We start from the raw sequence: 22,844 nt of genomic DNA, 5'->3' as shown, positions 1-22,844 counted from the left end.
TCTCCCTCGTGGTTCTCGATCGGATACGGTCATCCTCGTGGCGCCGACTCCTAAGACCCTGGCCTCTCAGCTATCTAAGCGCGGTCCGCACAAGGTGCTGCGCGGCGACCTCTCCCTCGCGGGCCAGCCCGGTGTGGTGTACACACCGGCGGAAGGCTTCTCGCTGCCCGCGGTCGCGTTCGCGCACGGCTGGATGACCGGCGTCGACCGGTACGCCCAGACCCTCACCCACCTCGCGTCCTGGGGCCTGGTAGTGGCCGCACCCGCCACCCAGCGCACGCCGGTCCCCTCGCACCTGGGCCTCGCCGCGGATCTGCGGACCGCGGTCGACATCTGTGCGGGCGTGCGCCTCGGCCCCGGGAAGATCAGCGTCGACGCGACCCGGGTGGCCTACGCCGGCCACGGCATGGGGGCGGGCGCTGCGGTGATCGCGGCCGCCCAGCACGGCCCGGCCGCGGCCGTCGCCGCACTGTTCCCGGCACCGACCTCGCCGTCGGCCGAGAAAGCCGCAGCCACCCTCGCGGGTCCCGGGCTGATCATCGCGGGCGACGAGGACATCGATTCGCTGAACTGCAATGCCCGCTCGATCGCCGAGGCCTGGGGCGGACAGGCGATCCTGCGGACGGTCGACGGCGGCTCGGCCGGCGGACTCCCCGAGGGCCGCAGGATGCTCGGCGCGCTCGGACTCGGCGGTTCCGAGCGCCGGACGCAGAAGACGACGCGCGCGCTGCTGACCGGATACCTGCTCTATCACCTGCTCGGCGAGACCCGGTACGAGCAGTTCGCGCTGCCAGGCGCCCACCTCCCTGGCTCCCTGGCCGTCGAGCTGGCCGCCGATCAGACGAGCCAGCTCACCGGGTAGCCGTCGGCCGGCTCCGTCTCCGCGGCCGGTGAGTCCACTGCCGCGGAACACAATTGACGCGAACGCGCCTCGGCGGCGAGGTTCGCGTCCGCGATGGCGACCCGGATCCGCTCGAGCGCGGCGGAATGCTCGGCGAGCACCGATTCCGCCCTTAGCCGGTTCCTCACAGCGGACCGGCCTCGGCCAGTTCGGCCCCCGATTCCGGCGCCGGGTCGGCGGGGCGCTCGTCGACGGTCGACGCGGGGGCCTTGGACCTGCCGTCGCGGGCCTGCCGCGGGGTCGGTACTGGCGGCATGGGTTCGGGCGCCGGGGCATCCGACACCGGGGGTTCGGGCACCGGGTGATCCCCCTGGTCGGCGGCGGGATCGGGCGACGCAGGCGGTTCCGGCGGTTTCGTGATCGGCGCGGATTCGGTTGCCCGCGAATCGCATTCGCACAGATTCGGTTCACCGTCCGCTCCGATCTCGACACGGTAGGTTCTCGGCTCGCCATCCTCCCGCACCAGCTGCAGGGTCTGGCCCTCGGTGGTCTCGACGACGACCATCGTCACCGTCGGTTCGGCGGCCGCCACCGGCGCGACGGGCGACTGCGCGGGAGCCGCCGGGGTGAATCCGGCGACGGGATCGTCCACCCGGTCGACCGCACCGAATCCGTCCGGATCGGAGCCGGCGAGTTCCATTGCGTCCGAGACCAATCGGTGCGCGCCGTCGATCGCCCTCGCGGTCGCGTCGCACAGCTCGAGGACACATGAGAGCTGCGCCTGCACGTGCGGCACGAACACTTCACTCAGCCACGTCGAGGTGAGGTCGACGGCGACGTCGAGAAGCCGGTCGCCGACCAGCGCCCCGGAACGCACCACGGACGGGATCATCGGGGTCAGCTCGGCGAACAGACCGGACGCCTGCCGCAACAGCCCCCACGCGTTGTCGCCGGACTCGAGCCGCACGACCGCGATCATCAGGTCGATCTCCGCCGGGGTGCGCCCCGCGATCTGCGTCGCGTCGAGTTCGTCCATCACGGTGGCGTTCGCCGCGACCACCGTCGCGATGACATCGGCGGCCGCCAGCAGGGCAGCGTGCACGCCTGCCATGGCCTCGGTGCTCGCGCGGGCGCGATCGAGGTCGGCGTCGAGCGCCGCCAGCGCCGAGTCGGCCGCGACGCCCTCCCACCCGGCCGCGAGGCCGAGGATCAGCTGCTGCTGCGCGTCGCACTGCGCGCGCATCGTGTCGACCGCGGCCCCGACGACGTCCGCGTCCGCGCGCAGCGCCGCGAGATCGCTCACGGCGAGTCCGAAATACCGCTCGCTGAGCTGGTCGTAGTCGATCGTCGGCTCGGTCACGGACCCCAGCCTCGGCAGGAACCGGGCGAAGTACGCCAGTTCGTCCGAAGCGGCCGGATTCACCGGTCCGCCCCGCCGACGGTCCCGGCGTTCTCCCTTTCCTGCCACGCATACGCGGCGATCGCCGCATCCAGCCGGTGCGCGTTCGACCTCGTCGCCTCCGCCCAGGCCAGCACGGGACCGGCGAGCCGTTCGTCACGGCTCCGCAGCGCCGCCGCCGCCGCGTCCAGCGCTGCCGCGGAGGTGACGAACCCCGCCGTGACGGTTCGCAGCGCCGCCACGTCCAGTTCGAAACGCTCCCCCACCACGACTCCCCCCGCCGGATACACCTGTCAGGAGTACAGACGCAGCCGGTGCCCGTTCGGTTCCCTCCGGTGACCTAGAAGGCCTCTTCCTCCAGCTCCATGATCTCGTTGTCGATCGACTCGAGGATCACCTTCGTCGCGGCCAGGTGCGGCAGGACATTCTTGGCGAAGAACGACGCGACCGCGACCTTGCCGCGATAGAACGACCGATCCTTGGCCGGTGCGCCACCGTCGAGGGCGGTCAGCGCCACCTCGGCCTGAGCCAGCAGACGCCACGCGATGAGCAGGTCTCCCACGGCGTACAGGAAGCGCACCGAGCCGAGTCCGACCTTGTACAGCTCGGACGGCTGCTGCTGAGAGGCCATCAGGTAGCCGGTCAGGATCCCCGCCATCTCCTGCACGTCGGTCAGTGCGGTCTCGAGCAGCGCCCGTTCGGTCTTGAGGCGGCCGTTGCCCGCGGCGCTGTCGATGAACTGGCGCACCTGACCCGCCACGTGGGCGAGCGCGACCCCACGGTCGCGGGCAATCTTCCGGAAGAAGAAGTCCTGTGCCTGGATCGCCGTGGTGCCCTCGTAGAGGGTGTCGATCTTGGCATCGCGGATGTACTGCTCGATCGGGTAGTCCTGCAGGTAGCCGGAACCACCGAGGGTCTGCAGGCTCTCGGTGAGCAACTCGTAGGCCCGCTCGGAGCCGACGCCTTTGACGATCGGCAGCAGCAGATCGTTCACCCGCTCGGCGAGCTCGGCGTCGGCACCGGACACCAACTCGGCGACATCGGCGTTCTGATGCGCCGCGGTGTAGAGATACACCGCGCGCAGGCCCTCCGCGTACGCCTTCTGCATCGCCAGGCTGCGGCGCACGTCGGGATGGTGGGTGATGGTCACCCGGGGCGCGGACTTGTCCGTCATCTCGGTGAGGTCCGCGCCCTGCACGCGCTCCCTGGCGTAGGCCAAGGCGTTCAGGTATCCGGTCGACAGCGTCCCGGCAGCCTTGGTGCCCACCATCATTCGAGCGTTCTCGATCACCTGGAACATCTGGGCGATGCCATTGTGTACCTCGCCGACGAGCCAGCCGACGGCCGGTACATCGGTGGCTCCGAAGGTCAGCTCGCACGTGGGTGAGGACTTGATGCCCATCTTGTGCTCGACACCGGTGACGTACACGCCGTTGCGATCGCCGAGTTCGAGGGTGTCCGGATCGAAATGGACCTTCGGGACGTAGAACAGGCTCAGGCCCTTCGTCCCCGGGCCCGCACCCTCGGGACGGGCCAGCACCAGGTGGAACAGGTTCTCGGCGGTGTCCCCGACGTCGCCGCCCGAGATGAACCGCTTGACGCCCTCGATGTGCCAGGTGCCGTCGGTCTGCTGGATCGCCTTCGTGCGGCCCGCACCGACGTCAGACCCGGCGTCCGGTTCGGTCAGCACCATGGTGCCCGCCCACCCACGCTCGAATCCGGCCTTGGCCCAGTGCTTCTGCTGTTCGGTCCCGACGGTGTAGAGCACGCTGGCCATCAACGGCCCCATGTTGAAGAAGCTCGCCGACCCGTTCGCGGCGACCAGCATCTCGCCGATCGCCCAGACCAGGGGGGCCGGAGCGGGCACACCGCCCATGCCCTCGGGCAGGCCGAGGCGTGACCACCCGGCCTCGTTCACCGCCTCGACGGTCTTGCGCAGTGAATCGGGGACGACGATCGCGTGGTTCTGGGCGTCGAACTCGACGGGATGGCGATCCGCGTCGACGAAGGACGCGGCGACCGGCCCCTCTGCCAGCCTCGCGACCTCCGCGAGGATGTTGCGCACGGTGTCGGCGTCGAGGTCGCCGTAGGCACCACCGTCGAGCAGCTTTCCGATCCCGAGCACCTCGAACAGGTTGAACTCAATATCGCGCACGTTGCTCTTGTAGTGACCCATCTCGCCGAACCCTCCCTAGTCGTCGATTCGCAAAGAAGCCTGCCCGACAAGAGATTCAGTACGCAACCGTAGGTAGCGGGACGCCCGCTCAGAACTCGCTCTTCGGGATGAAGATCCACATCGCCAAGTAGATGAGGAACTGCGGGCCCGGCAGCAGACAGGAGGCGACGAAGAGCGCTCGCACCAGCCACGGCTTCCAGCCGAGGTACTGGGCGAGGCCGGCGCAGACGCCGCCGAAGATGTTCCCGGTGCGGGCACGAGTCAGGCGACGGCTGGTGGTCTGGGTGGTCATGGTGCTCCCTTTCGTCGGACGGTGCAGCGGCTCGCTGCGTTGTCCTCCACTATTCGGGAGTCGATGTCCTCACCGCATCGCGCTGAGGGTTGATTTCGGCATCGGGGTATCCCCTTGGAGGATGAGTCGAAACCCCTGGCCGGTTCGGGGTTCACCCCTAGTCCGCGACCACGGACGCCGCGCCCTAGACCGAGGCGACACGGTCCGCGAGCCCATCGGCCAGCTTCTGCGCGATCTCGATCTCGGTGGCCTCGACCATCACCCGCACCAGCTGCTCGGTGCCGGACGGGCGGAGCAGCACGCGGCCGGCCTCGCCGAGCATCGCCTCGGCCTCGGCAACCGCCTCGAGCACTGCGGGCGCGCAGGCGACCGCGGCCTTGTCGGTGACCTGGACGTTGACGAGCACCTGCGGCAGCGTGCGCATCACCGCGGCCAGCTCACGCAGCGACTTGCCGGTCTGGGCCATCCGGCCCATCAGCCTGAGCCCGGTGAGGACGCCGTCGCCGGTGGTCCCGAAGCCGGGCAGCACCACGTGTCCCGACTGCTCGCCGCCGAGGCTGAACGAACCGTTGCGCAGCTCCTCGAGGACGTACCGGTCGCCGACCGCCGTCGTGCGGACCTCGATACCCGCCTCACGCATCGCGATGTGCAGGCCGAGGTTGCTCATCACCGTCGCGACCAGGGTGTTCTGGGCCAGTTCGCCGGACTCGCGCATCGCGAGGGCGAGCACGCTCATGATCGCGTCACCGTCGACCACGGAGCCGGTGGCGTCGACGGCCAGGCACCTGTCCGCGTCCCCGTCGTGCGCGATGCCCAGGTCAGCGCCGTGTGCGAGCACCGCGGCCTGCAGCTCTTCGAGGTGGGTGGAACCGCAGCCGTCGTTGATGTTGAGGCCGTCGGGATCGGCGTGGATGGCGATGACCCGCGCGCCCGCCGCCCGGTAGGCCTCCGGGCCCACCGTCGAGGCGGCGCCGTTCGCGCAGTCCACCACCACGGTCAGCCCGTCGACACGGTGGGTGGTGGCGCGAGTGAGGTTCTCGAGGTACCGCTCGGCCGCGTCGGTCGCGGTGCGGACGCGACCGATGCCGGCGCCGGTCGGCCGCGGGATCAGGTCGCGGTCGGCGATGGCGGCCTCGATGCGGTCTTCCGACTCGTCGTCGAGCTTGTGACCGCCCGCCGCGAAGATCTTGATGCCGTTGTCCGGCATGGGGTTGTGCGAGGCGGAGATCATCACGCCGAGCGCGGCGTCGTAGGCGCCGGTGAGGAAGGCGACGGCAGGAGTGGGCAGCACGCCGACGTTGATGACGTCGACGCCCGCCGCGGTGAGCCCGGCGGTGACGGCCGCCTCGAGCATCTCACCGCTCGCGCGGGGGTCCCGTCCGAGGACGGCGATCGGTCGGGGCGCGCCCCGCTCGGAGAGCGCCAGCACAGAGGCTGCCGCCCCCGCGATCCGCAGCGCCAACTCGGCGTCTAGCTCCGCATTCGCCAAGCCGCGCACGCCGTCCGTACCGAACATCCGACCCATGTAAACAGACCCCTCTGTCTTTGCTACGACAAGAGCAGGCGTCCGGTACTGCTGGACGCCTGCTCTTGTTGGTGAACAGGTGCCGATGCCGACCCTCGGGGCCGGCATCGGCGACACATCAGCGCTTGGAGTACTGAGATGCCTTACGGGCCTTCTTCAGGCCGTACTTCTTGCGCTCGACGGCGCGGGCGTCACGGGTGAGGAAGCCGGCGCTCTTGAGGGCCGGGCGATCCTCGGGGGTGACCTCGATCAGGGCGCGGGCGATGGCCAGACGCAGGGCGCCTGCCTGTCCGGACGGTCCGCCGCCGTGCAGGAGGGCAACGATGTCGAAGGACTCGGTGCGCTCCACGGTGACGAGCGGGGCCTTGATGAGCTGCTGGTGCACCTTGTTGGGGAAGTAATCCTCCATGGTGCGGCCGTTGAGCTTGAACTCGCCGGTGCCGGGGACCATGCGGACGCGGACGACCGCCTCCTTACGACGGCCGACGGTCTGGATCGGACGATCGATGTAGATCGGGGCTGCGGGGGCGACTGCCGCCTCGGCCTCGAACTCCTCGACGATCTCGGGCTGATCCGCGGAGTCGAACTCCTCCACCACGGTCTCCTCGACAACGACCTCAGCGGTCTCGTTCTGCTCGGTCACTGGGCCACCTGCTTGATCTCGAACGGAACCGGCTGCTGCGCGGCGTGGGGGTGATTCGGGCCTGCGTAGACCTTCAGCTTGCCGGCGATGGCGCTGCCGAGCTTGTTCTTCGGGAGCATGCCGACGACGGCCTTCTCCACGAGGCGGTCGGGGGTCCGCTCGAGGACCTCGCCGACGGTGCGGGACCGCAGGCCACCCGGGTATCCGGAGTGGTTGTACAGGAGCTTGCCGTCGCGCTTGTTGCCGCTGATCGCGACCTTGTCGGCGTTGATGATGACGACGAAGTCGCCGCCGTCAACGTGCGGTGCAAAGGTGGGCTTGTGCTTGCCGCGGAGCAGGTTCGCTGCCTGCACGGCAAGTCGGCCGAGCACCACGTCAGTGGCGTCGATGACGTGCCACGTGCGGGTCACATCTCCGGCCTTCGGGGTGTACGTAGACACAGAACTTCCTCGTCATATCGTGTAGCTGCTGGCCACAGCGTGTGGTCCGGATGATCTCGGCGGCCAGTGGAGACCCGAGAACCCGCACTACAACGGGCACGTGAGTGCCGCGCCGTACCGCACGCCGACGTAGAACCATACCGCGCAGGTCAGGGCCTGGTCAAAGTCGGTCCCGGTGGCTCACCGATCCCGTGGCTCACCGCTGGCCGAGCGCGTCCGCCAGCTGCTCGACCGCCCAGGTGATCTCGTCGCGCTCGATGACGAGCGGCGGCGCCATCCGGATGGTCCCCTCGTGCGCGTCCTTCGCGAGTACCCGGCGGGCGAGCAAACGCTCGCAGACGACCCGGGCGCCCGGCTGACCGGCCGCCAGCTGCACGCCTGCCCACAACCCGCGCCCGCGGACCTCCGAGACCTGTTCCTGCGGCAGCTGCCCGAGCAGATCGTGCAGATGGGCGCCCAGTTCGCGGCTGCGCTGCTGGAACTCCCCCGTCTCCAGCAGCCGGACCACCTCGCTGCCGACCGCGCAGGCGAGCGGGTTCCCGCCGAAGGTGCTGCCGTGCTGACCGGGGCGGATCACCTCCATCACCGACCGGTCCGCCACCACGGCGGAGACCGGGATCAGCCCACCACCGAGCGCCTTCCCGAGGATGTAGACGTCGGGGACGACGTTCTCGTGATCGCAGGCGAAGGTGTCGCCGGTCCGGCCGAGACCGCTCTGGATCTCATCCGCGAGCATGAGGATCGAGTGCTCGTCGCACAGCGCCCGGACCGCGGCGAGGTAGCCGTCGGGCGGGACCAGCACACCTGCCTCGCCCTGGATCGGCTCGATCAGGACGGCCACGGTGTTCGGGGTGACCGCGGCCGCGAGCGCGTCGAGGTCGCCGTAGTCGACGGTGAGGAAACCGGGTGCGTACGGGCCGAAGCCGTCGTGCGCATCGGGGTCGGTGGAGAACCCGACGATGGTGATGGTCCGGCCGTGGAAGTTCCCGGCGAAGGTGATGATCTCGGCGCGGTCGGCGGCGACACCCTTGACGTCGTACCCCCAGCGCCTTGCCAGTTTCAGCGCGGTCTCGACGGCCTCGGCCCCGGTGTTCATCGGGAGCACCGCCTCCTTGCCGCACAGCCGGCTCACGTCCTCGCAGAACCCGGCGAACGCCTCGTGCTGGAACGCGCGGCTGGTGAGCGCGAGCGTGCCGAGCTGCGCACGGGCGACCTCGACCAGTCGCGGGTGCCCGTGCCCGAAGTTGAGCGCCGAGTACCCGGCCAGCATGTCGAGGTACTCGACGCCGTCGATGCCGCGCGCCCAGGCACCGCGCGCCGAGTCGATGACCACCGGCAGCGGATCGTAGTTGTGCGCGCTGTGCGCCTGGGCCCGCGCGAGTTCCGCGAGCGTGCCCGCGGTCACCGGCACCCGCGCGTTCATCGGGCCGCCTGTATCTCGCGATAGCCGCGGAGTTCGAGGGTGCAACATTTGATCCCACCGCCGGACTTGAGGAACTCCGAGAAGTCCACCGGGACCGGGGTGTACCCACGCTCGGCGAGCAGGCCGGCCAGCCGCTGCGCCTGACTGGGCAGCACCACGTTGCGGCCGTCGCTGACCAGGTTGAGGCCGAGCCACCGGGTGTCGGCCTCCTCGGCGATGACGGCGTCGGGGAACAGGTCTCGAAGGACCGCGAGGCTCTCGGGGGCGAATGCCCCCGGCAGGTAGGCGACGGTGCGATCGTCGAGGACGCCGAGCGCCGTGTTGAGGTGGTAGTACCGGGGATCGATCAGCCGCAGGGTGACCACCCGGCGGCCCAGGTGCCGGGCCACCTCGGCGTGCGCGCGCTCGTCGGTGCGGAACCCCGTTCCCGCGCAGACGATGTCGCCGACCACCAGCAGGTCGCCCTCACCCTCGTTGATGTACCGAGGACGGGTGGGCCGGAACAGTCCGTTGGCGCGGAACCAGCGCAGCACGTGGTCGGCCTCCGCGGCCCGCTGTTCGGTTCGGTACCGGGCACCGAGCGCGACCCCGTCGATGACGAGGCCGCTGTCGGTCACGAAGACCATGTCCGGGAGCCCCGGCACGGGATCGATCGTCAGGACCTCGTGTCCGAGCCGCCGATAGGTCTCGACCAGGTGCTCCCACTGCGACATCGCCAACGCGGTGTCGACGGGATCCTCGGGTCGCATCCACTCATTGATGCTGTAGACCACGTCGAAGAAGGTCGGGGGGCACATCAGGTAGCTCCGCGGCCGCGCGCGGCGGGCGTCCGTCGGGCCGGGATCGGCCCCTGCGGTCTGCGTCATCCCCTGCCCCTTTCGGCGAAGGTGCTACGAGTATCCGCGCCAGGCGAAACCGAATCAATGACCTGGCCCCGAACACGAGAATTCCCCGGTGGCTCTCCTCCACCGGGGAATTCTCATGGCATGAACGCAACCAGCGCGCCGATCTCAGGCCCAGCTGGCGGCCGCACTGTTGTTCGTCGCGTTCATGTCGTCATTACCGGCGCCGACGGCCCGACCGATGGCCTCGAGGACCTGGTTCAGCTCGTTGGCCGCGGAATCCCACTTGGCCTGCTGCGCCTGGTAGGCCTCCGACGCGGAGCCCTCCCACTCGGCGACGAGCGGCGCGAGGTAGCTCTTCAGGTCGCCCAGCTTGCCGTTGATGTTGCCGCTGGTGGCGGCGATGTCCGCCCTGGCGCCGTCGATGGCGCCGAAGTCGTAACGCATGGTCCCGCTCATGGGTCCTCCTACTGTGTGGATCGAAGCAGTCTGGTTCGAAAAAGGGTGTCGCCCACCCGGGTCCGGCCCGAGCGCGCGGGACTCAGATGTTGAGGCCGCCGCCCGCGTTGTTGATGGCGCTCGAGTGGTCGTCCTGCACCGCGGCGTAGGCGACGCCATTGGCCTTGATGTTCTCGCTGATCGCGAGCAGCGACTCGTTGAGGCGCTTGGCGCTGGAGTCCCAGCGGACCATCAGGTTGTCGAACGCGACCTTGGCTGCGCCTTCCCAGGCACCGTTGACGGCGGCGAGCCGACCCTGCAGCGAGGACAGCTGCCCCTGGATGTCCGCGTTGACATCGCCCACGTGCCGCGACGCGGTCTCCATGGTTTCGGTGGTAGTCCTCATCTGACCGCTCATGACCAGCTCCTTAGAAATCGTCCGCGTCCTGGATTTCCAGCCCCCTCTGGACTGAGACGGACCGCGCCTACAGATAGTTGGACGCGCGCGCCCAGCCGTTCGGTTCCATCGAATCCGAACCAATTTCCGCGAGCAGGCAAGCGCTCAGCGGCCGGCGATCACCGTCGAGCGAACTGCCTGCTCACACGGGTCTGCGAGGTCACGCCACCGATCCGGCGAGGTCTGGCAGCCGACACTGACCTGCAGCCCGTCCTCGACGAGGACAGACCACCGGACCTCGGTATCGGGGTCCGGTCTCTCCCGGTACAGAAGTCCCGGCCGCCCGTCGACGGCACCGCGCTCGATCGCGCTGAAGGTCTCCGGCCGCATCTCGGCGCGCCGACTCAGGGTGTGCGCCACCGCCTCGAGATCCGCCCCAGGCGTCAGTTCCTGCGCCACGACCAGGATTCGTGCGGCTGCGCCCTTCTCCGGCACCAGCTCCACCCGGGCCGCGTCGCCGCGGTCGGCGCGTTCGCGCCACCCAAGGGGAACGGTCACGCTCACCCGGCCCGCGCGTGCGGATGACTGCGCCTGCACCTCCGTGTCCGGCTCCGCCGATGCGCGAGGATCGCCGCCTCCCGCGACGACGACAACCGCGGTGATCGCCGCGACCACGAGCACACCGGCCGCGACAAGCGGGCCCCACCGGCCGACGGTGGCCCACCGCGACCGGCGCACCACCGGCGCGATCGTCTCGGGCGCGGCCGGCGTCTGAGCCACCATGTCGAGCCCACGGGCCAGCGCACCCGCCGCGACGGCGGAGCCAGAGACCACCCTCGCCACCACCGGCAGATCCCACCCCGCCTCGATCGCATCGACGATCGAGAGTCCAGCCGTTCCCGGCAGTTCGCCGGTGACGAGGATTCTCGGCGGTCGTTCGGGGCACAGTTCACGCATCGCCGCGGCGAACTCGCCTGCCACATCCGGGTTGTCACGCAGATCCGACGAGCCCAGTTCCGCCCGGTGTACGCAGTCGTCGCTCTCGGCACCGGGCACCGAGGCCGTCGTCTCGAGGAACCCGACCTCGAGCACCGCGCTTCCGGTCGGCATCGGCTCGGGCGACCACCGCGCCAGCGCCTCCGGGACACCGATCAGGAGCACCCCCTTGCCTATCCCACGGCCTGCCTTGACCAGGGCCCGCCGACGACCGCGACCCCAGTGCGCCGGGTGGGTGAGCACCACCAGATCCGGCGCGGTGCGCACCCCGAGTCCTGCCACCAGGTGCCCCAGCATCCCTGCCAGCACCTCGTCCATCGGAAACACCCGATCGCCGAGCGAGAGGTACTCGTCGTCGACATACCGGATCGGGTACGGCTCGAAGGACTCAGGATCGGCGATCCCCGCGGCGAAGGCCCGGTCCCCGAACCGCAGGCCGAACGAGTCGGCGAACACCGCTGCCGGGCAATCGAAATGCACGCCCGCGTGGCACCCCCACACCGTCGACTCGGTGAGGTGGATGGCCAGCGCACTGTTGTCGGTCACAGCGGCGGAAGCCACGCCACCTGCACCAGGGAGGCACCCGCCCTGGTGACCAGAGTGCCGCGGCCAGGTGGCATCTCACCGGGGCGGACGGTGCCGATCAGGTTGCCCTCGTCGCGGCTTCCGCTCATCACGAGTCCCGCCGGGACGAGGTCGCGCAACCGCGCGATGATCGGCTCGTACAGCGCCCGGGCCGCGCCGCCGGAACGGCGGGCGATGACCAGGTGCAGGCCGATGTCGTTGGCGTGCGGCAGGTACTCGAGCAGCGGGGTCAGCGGGTTCCCGCTCGAGGTGGCGACGAGGTCGTAATCGTCGACCACCACGTAGATCTCGGGTCCGGTCCACCAGTTCCGTTCGCGCATCGCCTGGATGGTGATGTCGGGCGCGGGCATCCGGGTCTCCATGATCGATGCGAGCTCGTTCATGAACTTGGTCGCCGTCACAGAGTTGGGCGCGTACCCGGCGAGATGATCGCCCTCGACGACCCCCAGCATGGTCCGCCGGTAGTCGATCTGGATGATCTTGGCCTGCGATGGGGTGTTCGACTCCATGATGCCCGCGCAGATCCCGCGCAGCAGCGTGGTCTTACCCGACGCGCTGTCGGCGAACGTGAGCATGTGCGGCTGTTCCGCGAAGTCGACGAAAGCCGGCGCCAATTCGGCCTCGTCGATGCCGATCGGGATCCGGAGACACCCGCCATCGCCCGCGGGCAGCCTGCCCGGCGCCGCCATCGCGAGCAGTTCTGCGCGCGGGAATCGTTCGGGGAGCATCCGCACCGGCGGTGCGGCGCGCCCGACGGTGACCGCCGAGATCCGCGCGACGGCATCCGCGACGCCGGCGGTGAGGTCGGCACTGGTCGGGTTCCCGTCCACCCGCGGCAACCCCGTCAGCAGGTGCAGTCCCTCCCGCGTCATGCCGCGGCCCGGTCGCCCTTCCGGCACGCGGGATGCCTTGGGCCTGCCCACGTCCGAATCCGACGGGTCGCCGAGCCGGAGCTCGATCCGGGTGCCCAACTGATCCTTGAGCGCCGGTCGGATCTCGCCCCACCGGGACGCAGTGAGGACCACGTGCACGCCGAACGAGAGGCCCTGACCGGCCAGGGCACCGATCTGCGCCTCGAGGGGTTCGAAGTCCTGCCGGATGCTGGGCCAGCCGTCGATCACCAGGAACACGTCGCCGAACGGGTCCCCGGACACGCCGAGCACTCCAGGCTCTCGGGTCACTCCGCGGGCTCCGCTCTCGTGGCCGCCGGTGGCCGGATCGAGCGAACGAAGCCGCCGGAACTCGGCCATCGAATCGATGCCCAGCTCCCGGAAGCGGTGTTCGCGCTGACGCACGATGGAGTTCATCTCGGCGACGGTGCGCCGCACCCGGTCCACGTCGAGGCGGTTCGCGACCGATCCGACATGCGGGAGTCCGGCCAGGCCTGCCAGGGTGCCGCCGCCGAAGTCGAGGCAGTAGAACTGCACCTGCTCGGGGGAATGGACAAGGGCCATCGACATGATCACGGTGCGCAGCACGGTCGACTTGCCCGACTGAGGTCCGCCGACGATCGCCATGTTGCCCTGGGAGCCGGAGAGATCCACCACCAGCTCGTCGCGCCGCTGGTCGTAGGGCCGGTCCACGATACCGATCGGCGCCCGCAGCGTGCTGACCGCGGAGACCGGCTCGACCAGAACGGATCTCGGCAACAACGAGTTCAGGGTCGGCGGGTCCTCAAGCGGGGGCAGCCACACGTTGTGGGCGGCGGGACCGCGTCCCCGGATCCGGCCCACCACCGTCTCCAGGACCGTCAACCCGCTCGGTTCGGGCGCCACGTCCGCGGCACTCGGCGGCAGCGCGGCCGGGACATCGACGATCAGGTCGGACACCGGCGCGGCGGTGAACGGGCGCGGCCTCAGGTCGATCGGGGACGCGGCGGCCTCGATCGCGGCTCGCGATCGGCCACCGAGGTAGGGACCGGAGACATAGGCGGCCGCGAACCTGACGATCTCGGCGGAGTCGCACTTGAGGTAGCCGGAGCCCGGTGTGCCCGGGAGGTGGTACGCGTCCGGCACACCGAGGACGGTGCGGGACTCGTTGGCAGAGAACGTCTTGAGGCCGATCCGGTAGGAGAGGTGACTGTCGAGCCCGCGAAGCTTGCCTTCCTCGAGCCGCTGGCTGGCCAGCAGCAGGTGCATGTGCAGTGACCGGCCCAGCCGCCCGATCGCAACGAACAGGTCCGCGAACTCCGGCTGCTGACTGAGCAGCTCGGAGAACTCGTCGACCACGATGAACAGCGCGGGCAGCGGGGCGAGGTCGGCTCCGGCGGCACGCGCCTTCTCGTAGTCGGAGACGTTCGCGAAGTTGCCCGCCGAACGCAGCAACTCCTGCCTGCGGTTCATCTCTCCCGCGAGGGCGTCCTTCATCCGGTCGACCATCGCCAACTCCTCGGAGAGGTTGGTGATGACCGCGGAGACGTGCGGTGCCCCCTCGAGTCCGAGGAAGGTGGCGCCGCCCTTGAAATCGACGAGCACGAGGTTCAACGATTCCGGCGAGTGGGTGGCCAGCAGCCCGAGGACCAGGGTGCGGAGGAACTCCGACTTCCCCGATCCGGTCGCGCCGATGCACAGGCCGTGGGGGCCCATGCCGTTCTCGGCGGCTTCCTTGAGATCGATCTCGACCGGTGAGCCATCCATACCGACGCCGATCGGTACGCGCAGGCGCTCGCGCGCGGTCCTCGGCGCCCACGCCACCCCCGGGTCGAGGGTGGCGACATCCGGGATACCGAGCAGGTGATGCCAGCTCGCCACCGGCTGACCGTCCTCGACCGCATCGGTCGTCTGCTGGGTCGCCGTTCGGTAGGGGGCCAGTCGCCTGGCTGCGGTCTGCGCCTGATGGGTACTGAGCTGATCCGCCACCGCGAAGATCTCGATCCCGGAACCGCTTCGTGCGCCGATGGATTCGCCATCCATCACCAGCTGGATCCCACGACTCGCCGCCAGCTTGGGGCAGTATCCGCTGAGGTCGAGCACCGTCACGGAATCGAGGCCGCCGTCGATGATGGACTCGCCGTCCAGGATCCCGCCGTCGATCACCACGATCATCTGCGCCACCCCGGGAGTGGCCGGGGCGTTGCGCGAGTACCGATTGCGGACGGCCAGCTGCGGCCCGAGCGAGGCCTCGAGCTCCATCAACGAACCGAAGAACATCCTGCTGGTGCCTGCCCCGTCCTGCGCCTCCGGATGCTGCGAATGCGGCAGCCATTTTGCCCATTCCCACTCGGGCGCGGTGTCGGGACCGCAGACGACCGCGACCTGCAGCTGATCGGGACCGTGGAAGGTGCACAGCTGCACCAGCATCGAACGCACCATCGCCCTGGCCGCCTGACGGTCACCGTCGACCCCGATGGCAGCGAAACCGCGCACCGATACCGCGGTCGGCAGCTCGTGGACCACCGAATGGGTGCGCACGAATCGTCGCAGCGACACCGCGGCGACCGGTTCGAGGTCCTCCACGGGGCCGGTCTCCGGCGCGATCAGGCGGGTCGCCAGCCGTTGGCTGCCTCGGCCGACCCGAACGTGGCAGTAATCCGGATCGGCGACCCGCCGCTCCCACATACGCGCGGTCCCCGCGAGCGTCCACAGGAACCTCGGATCCGGGTGACTCCACTCGAGCGCCGCACGCTGCTTGTCGCCGGTGTCGTAGACGTCCCGTCGCAGCTGATCGAGGTAGCGCAGATAGTCCTTGCGGTCCTCGTTCGCCTCCGCCGACCTGGCGCCCCCGCCCTTTCCGCCCCCGCCCGCGAGCATCCCCAGCATCGAGACGACCATCATCACCGGGAACAGCAGCGACATCGGGTTGGCTGCCATGCCGGAGGTGAACATCAGGGCGACCATGCCGAGCATCGCCACCACCATCACCACCGGCAGCAGCTTGGTGAGCAGGTTGCCCGGAATGATCTTCGGGATCTCGGGCGGCGCCTGCAGGCTCAACTCGCCTCCCGGCGTGCGCGGCACCTCTCGGCGCGCCCTACGTACGAATCGCACGGTACTCACGCGCGTTCACCCCCCAGATTCCGCTTTGGCAATCCCGAAATGGACCCCACTCCCCTGGGTCGACACCTCGAGCCATGAGAGGTTAGCCCATCCCGCGGGCGCCCCACGGCGCCGGGCCGAGGAGCCCGATGTCGTAGAGTGCACCCGTTAGGCGAGGATCGGTGCAGGTGGGGCCCTGCACACCGAGTTTCTTGGGGGGAAACGAACAATGACCGCTGCGCGCGTGGATGCGTCGCCGGCCGACGCACATCGGGGTGGCCGCACCGACCTGTGTCGCCTGACGATCCTGGCGGATCACACCCAGGTGGACCTCGCGGTCCCGTTCGGGGTGCCGCTGGCTCTGATCATTCCCGGCATCGTCGACATGATCGAAAGCCACAGCATCGCAAACGACTTCGCCACACCCGCCGAGCCGTTCGAGCCCACCGAGTGGGTGCTGGCACGGATCGGGCAGTCACCGCTGTCGGCCACCCTCAGCCTCGGTGAACACGGAGTTCGCGACGGCGACCTGCTGGTCCTGCAGTCCGCGCCGACGAGCGCCCCGGCACCCCTGTTCGACGACATCATGCACAATGTCGCTGCCCTGGAGGCCGACCGGTACCGGCGCTGGACCCCGCTCTCGGCACGGGTGATGGGCAGCGCCGTCGCGGTTCTCGCCACGGTGGCAGGCGCCGGGGCTCTGCTGCTGGCGCGCGCCGAATCGGACAGTCTCGTCGGCGCGTTCGCGGCCCTGTTCGTCGCCGCCCTGCTGATCACGGCGGGCACCGTGGTGAGCCGGATCTATCTCGACCGTGCCGCGGCCGCGGTGCTGTGCGCATGCGCGATGCCCCTCGCGTTCACCGCGGGCGCCCTGATGGTGCCCGGCCGACTCGGCGCGCCTGGCCTACTACTCGGGGTTGTGACCTGCGGTGCGGCCGCCGCACTCGCGCTGCGGATCAGCGGCGTCGGTCTCTCCCTGTTCACCGGGATCGCGGCCGCCGCGCTGCCGGTGTCCGCCGCCGCCGCGGTCGGCACGCTGACCGAACAGCCCACCTACGCGATCGGTGCGGTGCTCGCGGCCGTCGCCCTCGTCGGGCTCGCTGCCGCCCCGCGCATCGCGATGTTGTTGGCCAAACTCCCCCTGCCACCGGTGCCCGCACCGGGCTCGGCGGTCGATATCGAAGAGGAGGCACTGGAGCCGGACGCCGCGCTGCCCTCGTTCGCCTCCCTCGCGTTGCGAGCGGCCCGTGCGCGGCAGTACCTCACCGGCCTCGTGTGCGCGATGACCGCACTGACCGCGGTGGGCACCCTGGTCGCCGCCAGGGTCTTCGCCGATGGCGGGATCTACTGGCCCGGGACAATTCTCGCGACCGTGTGCGCGGGAGTCCTGATGCTCCGCGGCCGCACCTACGCCAGTGCCGAGCAGGCGGCACCCCTCATCGGCGGCGGTGCGGCCATCGTGCTGATGCTCCTCGTCGGCGCCGCCGTCACCAATCCCGGACAGTCCGTCGGCGTCTTCGCGCTCGCGATCGTCGTCGCGGGTCTCGCGCTCACGCTCGGTGTCATCGCGCCGAACCAGACCTTCTCGCCGGTCCTGCGTCGCTGCGTCGAACTGCTCGACTACGCGGCCATCGCCGCGGTGGTCCCGCTGGTCTGCTGGGTGTCCGGGCTGTTCACCATGATGCGCGGCCTGTGAGCGGCCAGGCACGACGGATCCCGATCGCGCTCGCCGGCGTCGCCCTCGCGGTGTCACTCGGTCAGGCGACCGCGATCGCGGTCCCCCCGCCGTCGATCGACCCCGGCCGGGTGCCGCCCAACTCGGCGCCGTCCGGACCGAAGACCGAGCTCAGGGACCCCTGCTCGACCACGCAGCCGGTCGCCGATCTGGCACAGGTCCCGCCGCCGCAGCGCGCACTGGACCTGGAGTCGGTGTGGCCGCTCAGCACCGGGCGAGGTCAGACGGTGGCGGTGATCGACACCGGGGTCGAGCGGCACAGCCGCCTGCCCGGACTGATCCCCGGCGGGGACTACGTCTCCACAGGCGACGGCACCCAGGACTGCGACGCGCACGGAACCCTGGTGGCGGGCATCATCGCCGCGAATCGCAACGGTCAGACCGGATTCGCAGGCGTCGCTCCCGATGCCCGGATCCTGAGCATCCGGCAGTCGAGCAACATCTATCGGGAAACCGACGGCCGCAAGGACGCCGAGGGCCAGAACGCGAAGGGTGTGGGGAACGTGAGCACCCTCGCCCGGGCCATCCGTCACGCCGCGGACTTCCCCGGTGTCACGGTCATCAACATCTCCGAGGTGGCGTGCGTCCCCGCAGGCGCGGGCGACAGCGCGGCGCTCGGCGCCGCCGTCGACTACGCCGCCCGCATCAAGGACATCGTCGTGGTCGCCGCGGCAGGCAACCTCGACAGCGAGGCCTGCAAGGCATCGAACCCGCCACCGGACCCCGCCACACCCCATGCGAGTCCATGGGATTCGGTGACCACCATCGCGACCCCGGCCTGGTACGACGATCAGGTGCTCGCCGTGGGCTCGGTCGACCAGGACGGCGCGCCGTCCCCCTTCACCGTCCCCGGACCCTGGGTCGACGTCGCGGCGCCCGGCACCGAGATCACCTCGCTCGACCCGCGCCGGCCGGAGCCGACCGGGCTGACTGATTCCGTCAACGGCGGCTCGGTTCAGGGCACCAGCTTCGCCGCCCCCTACGTGGCCGGCACCGCTGCCCTGATCCGGGCTCGGTTCCCGCGGTTGACCGCCCGGCAGGTCATGGACCGGATCGAACAGACGGCGCACGCGCCGGCCGACGGATGGGATCCGTTCGTCGGACACGGCGTCATCGACCCGGCGGCCGCCGTGACTGCGGAGCTTCCCGGTTCCGTACCCGCGGACGAACCCCAGTCCACCGCGATCGCCATTCCCGAAGCGCCTGCGCCGCCCGACGACCGTCCACGAAAAGTCGCCGTGGCGGGAGCGGGCGGCGTCGTTGCGCTGCTCGGGCTCGGGTTACTGGCCTCGTTCCCGTTGCGCCGCAGGCTTCACCGGGACGGCGGCGAAACGTCGACCGGCTGATCGTCGGGGGCGACCCCGTCGTGCGCCAGGAAGGCCGCTTCCCTGCCGAGCATCGGGCCCGGGGCGAGCAGTCCGACGATTGACCACGGTGCTGCGACGCTCCCGTCGGTGAACCCGAGAACCTTTGCGGCGTCCACGTTCTCGACGCCATAGCGGACACCCGTGTCCGCCACGAAGAACAGCGCACCCTTGCGTTCGCTGGACGGGTCCATACCTGCGGCCTGAACCAGCCCGCCGCTACCCGGTTTCAGGTATGCGGTGTCGACCATGGGGCCGGTGCCGTCCGCCTGCGCCAGCGAGACCATCTCGGCGTCGCGCGGGAGCGGGAGCGCGTTCCCCGTGATCACCGTGACCGTGGCGTTGAGACCCCCGTCGGATTCGTCGGCCCCCTCGATCGGCTGCCAGGACAGGCAGCTCACCGGACTGCTGTCGATGTCGACGATTTCCGGCGCCGTCTCCGGGAAGGTGGACACGGCAAGGTCGTTCACCTGTGGAGGTCGCGACACGACGTCGAGACTGACCTCGTCGGCCTCCGCGCTGCCCTGCGAGTCGGACGCCCGGATCAAGTCACTGGTGGCTTGGCTGATCCGCTGCAACCCACCGCGCAGCACCACGTAGGACTTGCTCCCCTGGGCATCCTTGGCCCGGATCACCGATCCGATCGTCTTGCCCTGCACCGGATAGTCCGGCTGCTCGCCCGCCCCACTGATCTCGGGCGGCGCGATCGCCTGCGCCTCCGGGATGGCATTGAGCAGGCCGGGGCTCACCGGCCGCGGCTCGACTCCGTCCAATCCGAAGGCGAGGGACACCGCGCGATTGTTCGGGTCGATCCGGGCTCGCTTGCCGTCGTAGACGAGAAAGGTGCCGTCCGTCCCCGTCACCAGCAGCGCTTGGCCGTCGGCCAGGGTCGAGACGTTCTCACCGAGCTCGGGATCTCCCGCGATGACGGCGGTCCTGATCGCCTTGGTGCCACCGGAGGCGATGGAATCGCACACCGTCCACGCGGTCGGCTCACCGTGCGGAAGTGCCGATGGCGCACCAGGAATGCCCATCAGGGCGCCGCGCGGACGAGTGCCGAGCTCCGACTCCTTGACGATCACCGGCGTTGCAGCGTCGCCCGCGATCAATCGGGCGGACGCCAGGTTCAGCACCGGATGGAGTGTGTCCTCCACCATCACGAACATGGCCCCGGAATCCTTGCCGACGACGATCTGCGCGTCACCGATCTTGTCCTGCGGCCGGATCAACGCCAGCGCTCCGCACCCGGCGAGCCCGATGACGGCCAAGACCGCCCCCACGGTCAGAGCCCGAGACTGGGTTCGCATCGGGTCGTGCAGCATCCGCACATCCCGGCGAACCAGGGCGTGTTCCATCCGACGAACCAAGAAGCGATACCCGTTGACCTGCCAACGCGTGGTCGGCTGTGCTGCCATGATCCCTCCCCCGTTTGGCGCGCACTACGGAGGGACACAGTACAGTTCTGTCGAAGAACCGAGCGGCGGGGACCGCACGGATCAGGGGGGATGGGGGAAGACTGTGTCTCGACGGCGGGGGCGGCGTCTGCGTGTGGTGCCGAGGGTGTCGATCCGAAATCTGGTCATCGCGCAGCTGTTGGGTGCAGGCGCGGGCGCAGCGGCGGCAGGCTTCGGTGCGACCTGGTGGCCGGCCGTGGCCGTCGGAGCGGCCGTCGCACTGCTCGGCCTGATCCCGGTCGGCGGACGCTGCGTACTCGACTGGGCGGCCACCGGATGGCGGTATCTGCTGCGGCGCGAACGCCGCCTCGGGGAGACATCCGACTTCCGCGCCCCGTCGGGTCCCGTGGTCGGGCTGCACTGGGACGACGGGTCGGTGGTCGCGGTCATCGAGGTGCTGCCGATTCCCGGCAATCTGACTCAGGTCACCCGCGACGGATTCGAATCGGTCCACCGGCTGCCGGCGCTCGCGCTCGCCGAATCGATGACACAGCACGACATCAGTCTCGGTGGCATCGACATCGTCAGTCACGGCTATCGCGCGAGCGCGGGCAGCCCCGCCACCGAGGTGTACGACCAGCTGGTGGGTCCGCTGCCCGCGATGGCCCAGCGGACGGTGTGGCTCGCGGTTCGATTCGACGCGACCGCCCAGTCCGATGCCGTCACGCGGCGCGGCGGCGGCACCACCGGTGCCGCGCGGGCCGCATCGGTCGCGGCACTGCGGATCGTCCGCGCACTGTCCGAGGCGGGCTGCCCGTCTCGGCTGCTCACCGCGGGCGAGATCACCTCCGCCGCAGCGCAGATCACCCGTGGCGTCCGGCCCGACTCGTTCGCCCGTTCCTGGTCCCACACTCCGCTGCCTGGCGTGTGCAACACCGGCTATGCGATCGATCCGCGGGTGCTGTCCGACGACTTGCTGGCCAAGCTGTGGGTACCGTCGAGCCTCGGTACCACGGTGACCGTGCGGCTGCGCCCCGGCGCACGCGCGGGCGAGGTCCGGGTCGCTGCCTCCTGCCGGATGACCACCCGCACCCTGCCGGAGCGGCTCGACCTCCCCGGACTCATCTCGATGCAGGGCAGGCAGGCCGACGGACTGATCTCCAACCTGCCGTTTGCCTCGGCCGATCTCGACTCGCTGACCCCGTTCACGGACTTCTCCGCAGCGCAGCTCGATGCTCTGGCCCTGCCGCTGTCCGGGTGCGGGCAGCTGATCGGCTCGGACAACTACGGGCACGGACTGACGGCCCGGATCGTGGGGCCCGAGATCGAGTACGTGGACGTGCTCGGCGAGTTGTACCTCGCGCAGCAGTTGGTCTTCCGCGCCATCGCGACGGGAGCCCGGATCCAGATCCACTCGGACCGTCCCCAGGTGTGGGGTTCGCTGATCGACTCCATCGCCACACCCGACCGGTTGCGGCTGATCGACGACCCCACCCGGCTCGACCCGACCTTCACGGCGGTTCTGTTCGACGGGGTGGAGCCGGTGCCGCCGCGCGCCGGGGTCACCACCATCCGGATACGCGACGTGCACGAGCCCGCGTCGGCGATCGATCCGCAGATCTCGATCGTGCAGCCCGGCGCGGGCGGCGACCGTGTCACCCTCCGAGCCGACGGCAATCAGGTCGACCTGGTGTTGGTCACCATCGCGCAGGAGACCGCGTTCATCGGCAGGCCGAGGGCCACGCGCCCGCTTCAGCCGGCCCGGTGAGCAGCGGTCAGCCGGGATACGGATCGGCGACGCGCGCGGTCCGGAGCGCCTCGGCCCACCACGCCAGCTGATCGAGCATACGGACGGAGCCGTCGATCGCGGCTCCGTCCTGGGTCTCGCCGTCCGGACCGAATCGCTTGCGCGCCTGGTGAAAACTGACGGTCTGCCGGATCGAGACCATGTGCACCTCGGCCACCACCTGACGTAACTGTTCGGTGGCGCGCAGTCCGCCCGACAGCCCGCCGTAGGAGACGAAACCGACCGGCTTGGCCCGCCACTGCTGCTTCGCGGTGTCGATCGCGTTCTTCAGTGCGCCCGGATAGCCGTGGTTGTACTCCGGGGTCACCACCACGAACGCCGCTGCGGCGTCGACCCGTTCGCGAAAGACGGCCGCTTCGGGGCCGTCGGACAGATCGGCGGGCAGCGCGATGTCGGCGAGGTCGAGCACACCGACGTCGAAGGCCCGATGCGCGCGCGCCCGACGCACGAACCAGTCGGCGACGACGGGTGCGAACCTCCCGACGCGGACGCTGCCGATGATCACCTCGAGCCGGATCGGTTCCGTTGCCACGCCTCATCGAACCACGTGCCGCGGACGTCCTCGGCACCCCC

At 69.9% G+C, this 22,844-nt stretch carries 20 protein-coding genes; 4 read left to right on the top strand and 16 right to left on the bottom strand.

Annotated features, from left to right (window positions below; all coding sequences use genetic code 11):
- The first annotated feature begins 37 nt into the window (after positions 1–37).
- A complete protein-coding gene (locus JOE46_RS24745) occupies positions 38–862 on the top strand; it encodes a hypothetical protein (RefSeq protein WP_097210389.1) in 825 nt (274 codons plus the stop codon).
- Here JOE46_RS24745 and JOE46_RS24740 read toward each other — a convergent pair.
- The 14 genes from JOE46_RS24740 to eccCa form a co-directional block, all read right to left on the bottom strand.
- Positions 838–1,002 carry a hypothetical protein gene (locus JOE46_RS24740; RefSeq protein ID WP_209928751.1) on the bottom strand — a complete coding sequence of 55 codons (165 nt, stop codon included), beginning with the start codon at positions 1,000–1,002 and terminating at the stop codon, positions 838–840. The two genes, JOE46_RS24745 and JOE46_RS24740, sit on opposite strands and share 25 nt — an antisense overlap.
- A 23-nt stretch (positions 1,003–1,025) precedes the next feature.
- Complete coding sequence (locus JOE46_RS24735) at positions 1,026–2,264, bottom strand: hypothetical protein (RefSeq protein WP_097210387.1); 1,239 nt, start codon at positions 2,262–2,264, stop codon at positions 1,026–1,028.
- Positions 2,261–2,506 (bottom strand): hypothetical protein, encoded by a 246-nt coding sequence (locus JOE46_RS24730; protein ID WP_143548381.1) that lies wholly within the window; start codon positions 2,504–2,506, stop codon positions 2,261–2,263. Before JOE46_RS24730 ends, JOE46_RS24735 begins: the two co-directional genes overlap by 4 nt.
- Before the next feature lie 74 nt (positions 2,507–2,580).
- A complete protein-coding gene (locus JOE46_RS24725) occupies positions 2,581–4,416 on the bottom strand; it encodes an acyl-CoA dehydrogenase (RefSeq protein ID WP_097210385.1) in 1,836 nt (611 codons plus the stop codon).
- Positions 4,417–4,504: 88 nt separating this feature from the next.
- Positions 4,505–4,708 (bottom strand): PspC domain-containing protein, encoded by a 204-nt coding sequence (locus tag JOE46_RS24720; protein WP_077040870.1) that lies wholly within the window; start codon positions 4,706–4,708, stop codon positions 4,505–4,507.
- Between the two features lie 184 nt (positions 4,709–4,892).
- Positions 4,893–6,233, bottom strand: coding sequence for a phosphoglucosamine mutase (glmM, locus tag JOE46_RS24715; RefSeq protein WP_097210384.1), 1,341 nt, complete (start codon positions 6,231–6,233; stop codon positions 4,893–4,895).
- Positions 6,234–6,351: 118 nt separating this feature from the next.
- Entirely contained in the window at positions 6,352–6,876 is a 525-nt protein-coding gene (gene rpsI, locus JOE46_RS24710; RefSeq protein WP_097210383.1) for a 30S ribosomal protein S9, read from the bottom strand.
- Positions 6,873–7,316, bottom strand: a complete 444-nt coding sequence (gene rplM, locus JOE46_RS24705; RefSeq protein ID WP_097210382.1) for a 50S ribosomal protein L13 — start codon at positions 7,314–7,316, stop codon at positions 6,873–6,875. Before rplM ends, rpsI begins: the two co-directional genes overlap by 4 nt.
- A gap of 196 nt (positions 7,317–7,512) precedes the next feature.
- A complete protein-coding gene (rocD, locus tag JOE46_RS24700) occupies positions 7,513–8,739 on the bottom strand; it encodes an ornithine--oxo-acid transaminase (protein WP_097210381.1) in 1,227 nt (408 codons plus the stop codon).
- Positions 8,736–9,605: a dimethylargininase gene (gene ddaH / locus JOE46_RS24695; RefSeq protein WP_245221164.1), complete on the bottom strand. Its 870-nt coding sequence runs from the start codon at positions 9,603–9,605 to the stop codon at positions 8,736–8,738. The genes rocD and ddaH overlap by 4 nt, the downstream gene beginning before the upstream one ends.
- 144 nt (positions 9,606–9,749) lie before the next feature.
- A complete protein-coding gene (locus tag JOE46_RS24690; RefSeq protein ID WP_077040866.1) occupies positions 9,750–10,040 on the bottom strand; it encodes a WXG100 family type VII secretion target in 291 nt (96 codons plus the stop codon).
- Between the two features lie 82 nt (positions 10,041–10,122).
- Positions 10,123–10,437 (bottom strand): WXG100 family type VII secretion target, encoded by a 315-nt coding sequence (locus tag JOE46_RS24685; RefSeq protein ID WP_097210380.1) that lies wholly within the window; start codon positions 10,435–10,437, stop codon positions 10,123–10,125.
- Positions 10,438–10,581: 144 nt separating this feature from the next.
- A complete protein-coding gene (locus JOE46_RS27040) occupies positions 10,582–11,973 on the bottom strand; it encodes a type VII secretion-associated protein (protein ID WP_209928750.1) in 1,392 nt (463 codons plus the stop codon).
- Positions 11,955–15,992 (bottom strand): type VII secretion protein EccCa, encoded by a 4,038-nt coding sequence (eccCa, locus tag JOE46_RS24675; protein WP_209928748.1) that lies wholly within the window; start codon positions 15,990–15,992, stop codon positions 11,955–11,957. The genes JOE46_RS27040 and eccCa overlap by 19 nt, the downstream gene beginning before the upstream one ends.
- Positions 15,993–16,200: 208 nt before the next feature.
- On the opposite strand from eccCa, the gene eccD reads away from it, so the two are divergent.
- Positions 16,201–17,667 carry a type VII secretion integral membrane protein EccD gene (gene eccD / locus JOE46_RS26655; RefSeq protein WP_097210377.1) on the top strand — a complete coding sequence of 489 codons (1,467 nt, stop codon included), beginning with the start codon at positions 16,201–16,203 and terminating at the stop codon, positions 17,665–17,667.
- Positions 17,664–19,052: a type VII secretion-associated serine protease mycosin gene (gene mycP, locus JOE46_RS26650; RefSeq protein ID WP_257017064.1), complete on the top strand. Its 1,389-nt coding sequence runs from the start codon at positions 17,664–17,666 to the stop codon at positions 19,050–19,052. The genes eccD and mycP overlap by 4 nt, the downstream gene beginning before the upstream one ends.
- Here the strand turns inward: mycP and eccB are convergent.
- Complete coding sequence (gene eccB / locus JOE46_RS24665) at positions 19,019–20,485, bottom strand: type VII secretion protein EccB (RefSeq protein ID WP_097210376.1); 1,467 nt, start codon at positions 20,483–20,485, stop codon at positions 19,019–19,021. The genes mycP and eccB overlap by 34 nt on opposite strands.
- Before the next feature lie 145 nt (positions 20,486–20,630).
- Here eccB and eccE point away from each other — a divergent pair, with 145 nt between their 5' ends.
- Positions 20,631–22,232: a type VII secretion protein EccE gene (gene eccE, locus JOE46_RS24660; protein WP_257017063.1), complete on the top strand. Its 1,602-nt coding sequence runs from the start codon at positions 20,631–20,633 to the stop codon at positions 22,230–22,232.
- 7 nt (positions 22,233–22,239) lie between these two features.
- On the opposite strand, the gene JOE46_RS24655 is transcribed toward eccE, so the two are convergent.
- Entirely contained in the window at positions 22,240–22,803 is a 564-nt protein-coding gene (locus tag JOE46_RS24655; RefSeq protein ID WP_097210374.1) for an NADPH-dependent FMN reductase, read from the bottom strand.
- Positions 22,804–22,844 lie beyond the last annotated feature (41 nt).

Origin of the sequence: Rhodococcus sp. PvR099 (genome assembly GCF_017833315.1) — a bacterium.
Taxonomy (GTDB): Bacteria; Actinomycetota; Actinomycetes; order Mycobacteriales; family Mycobacteriaceae; genus Rhodococcus_G; species Rhodococcus_G oryzae.
This window is presented reverse-complemented; position numbering and strand designations above follow the sequence as displayed.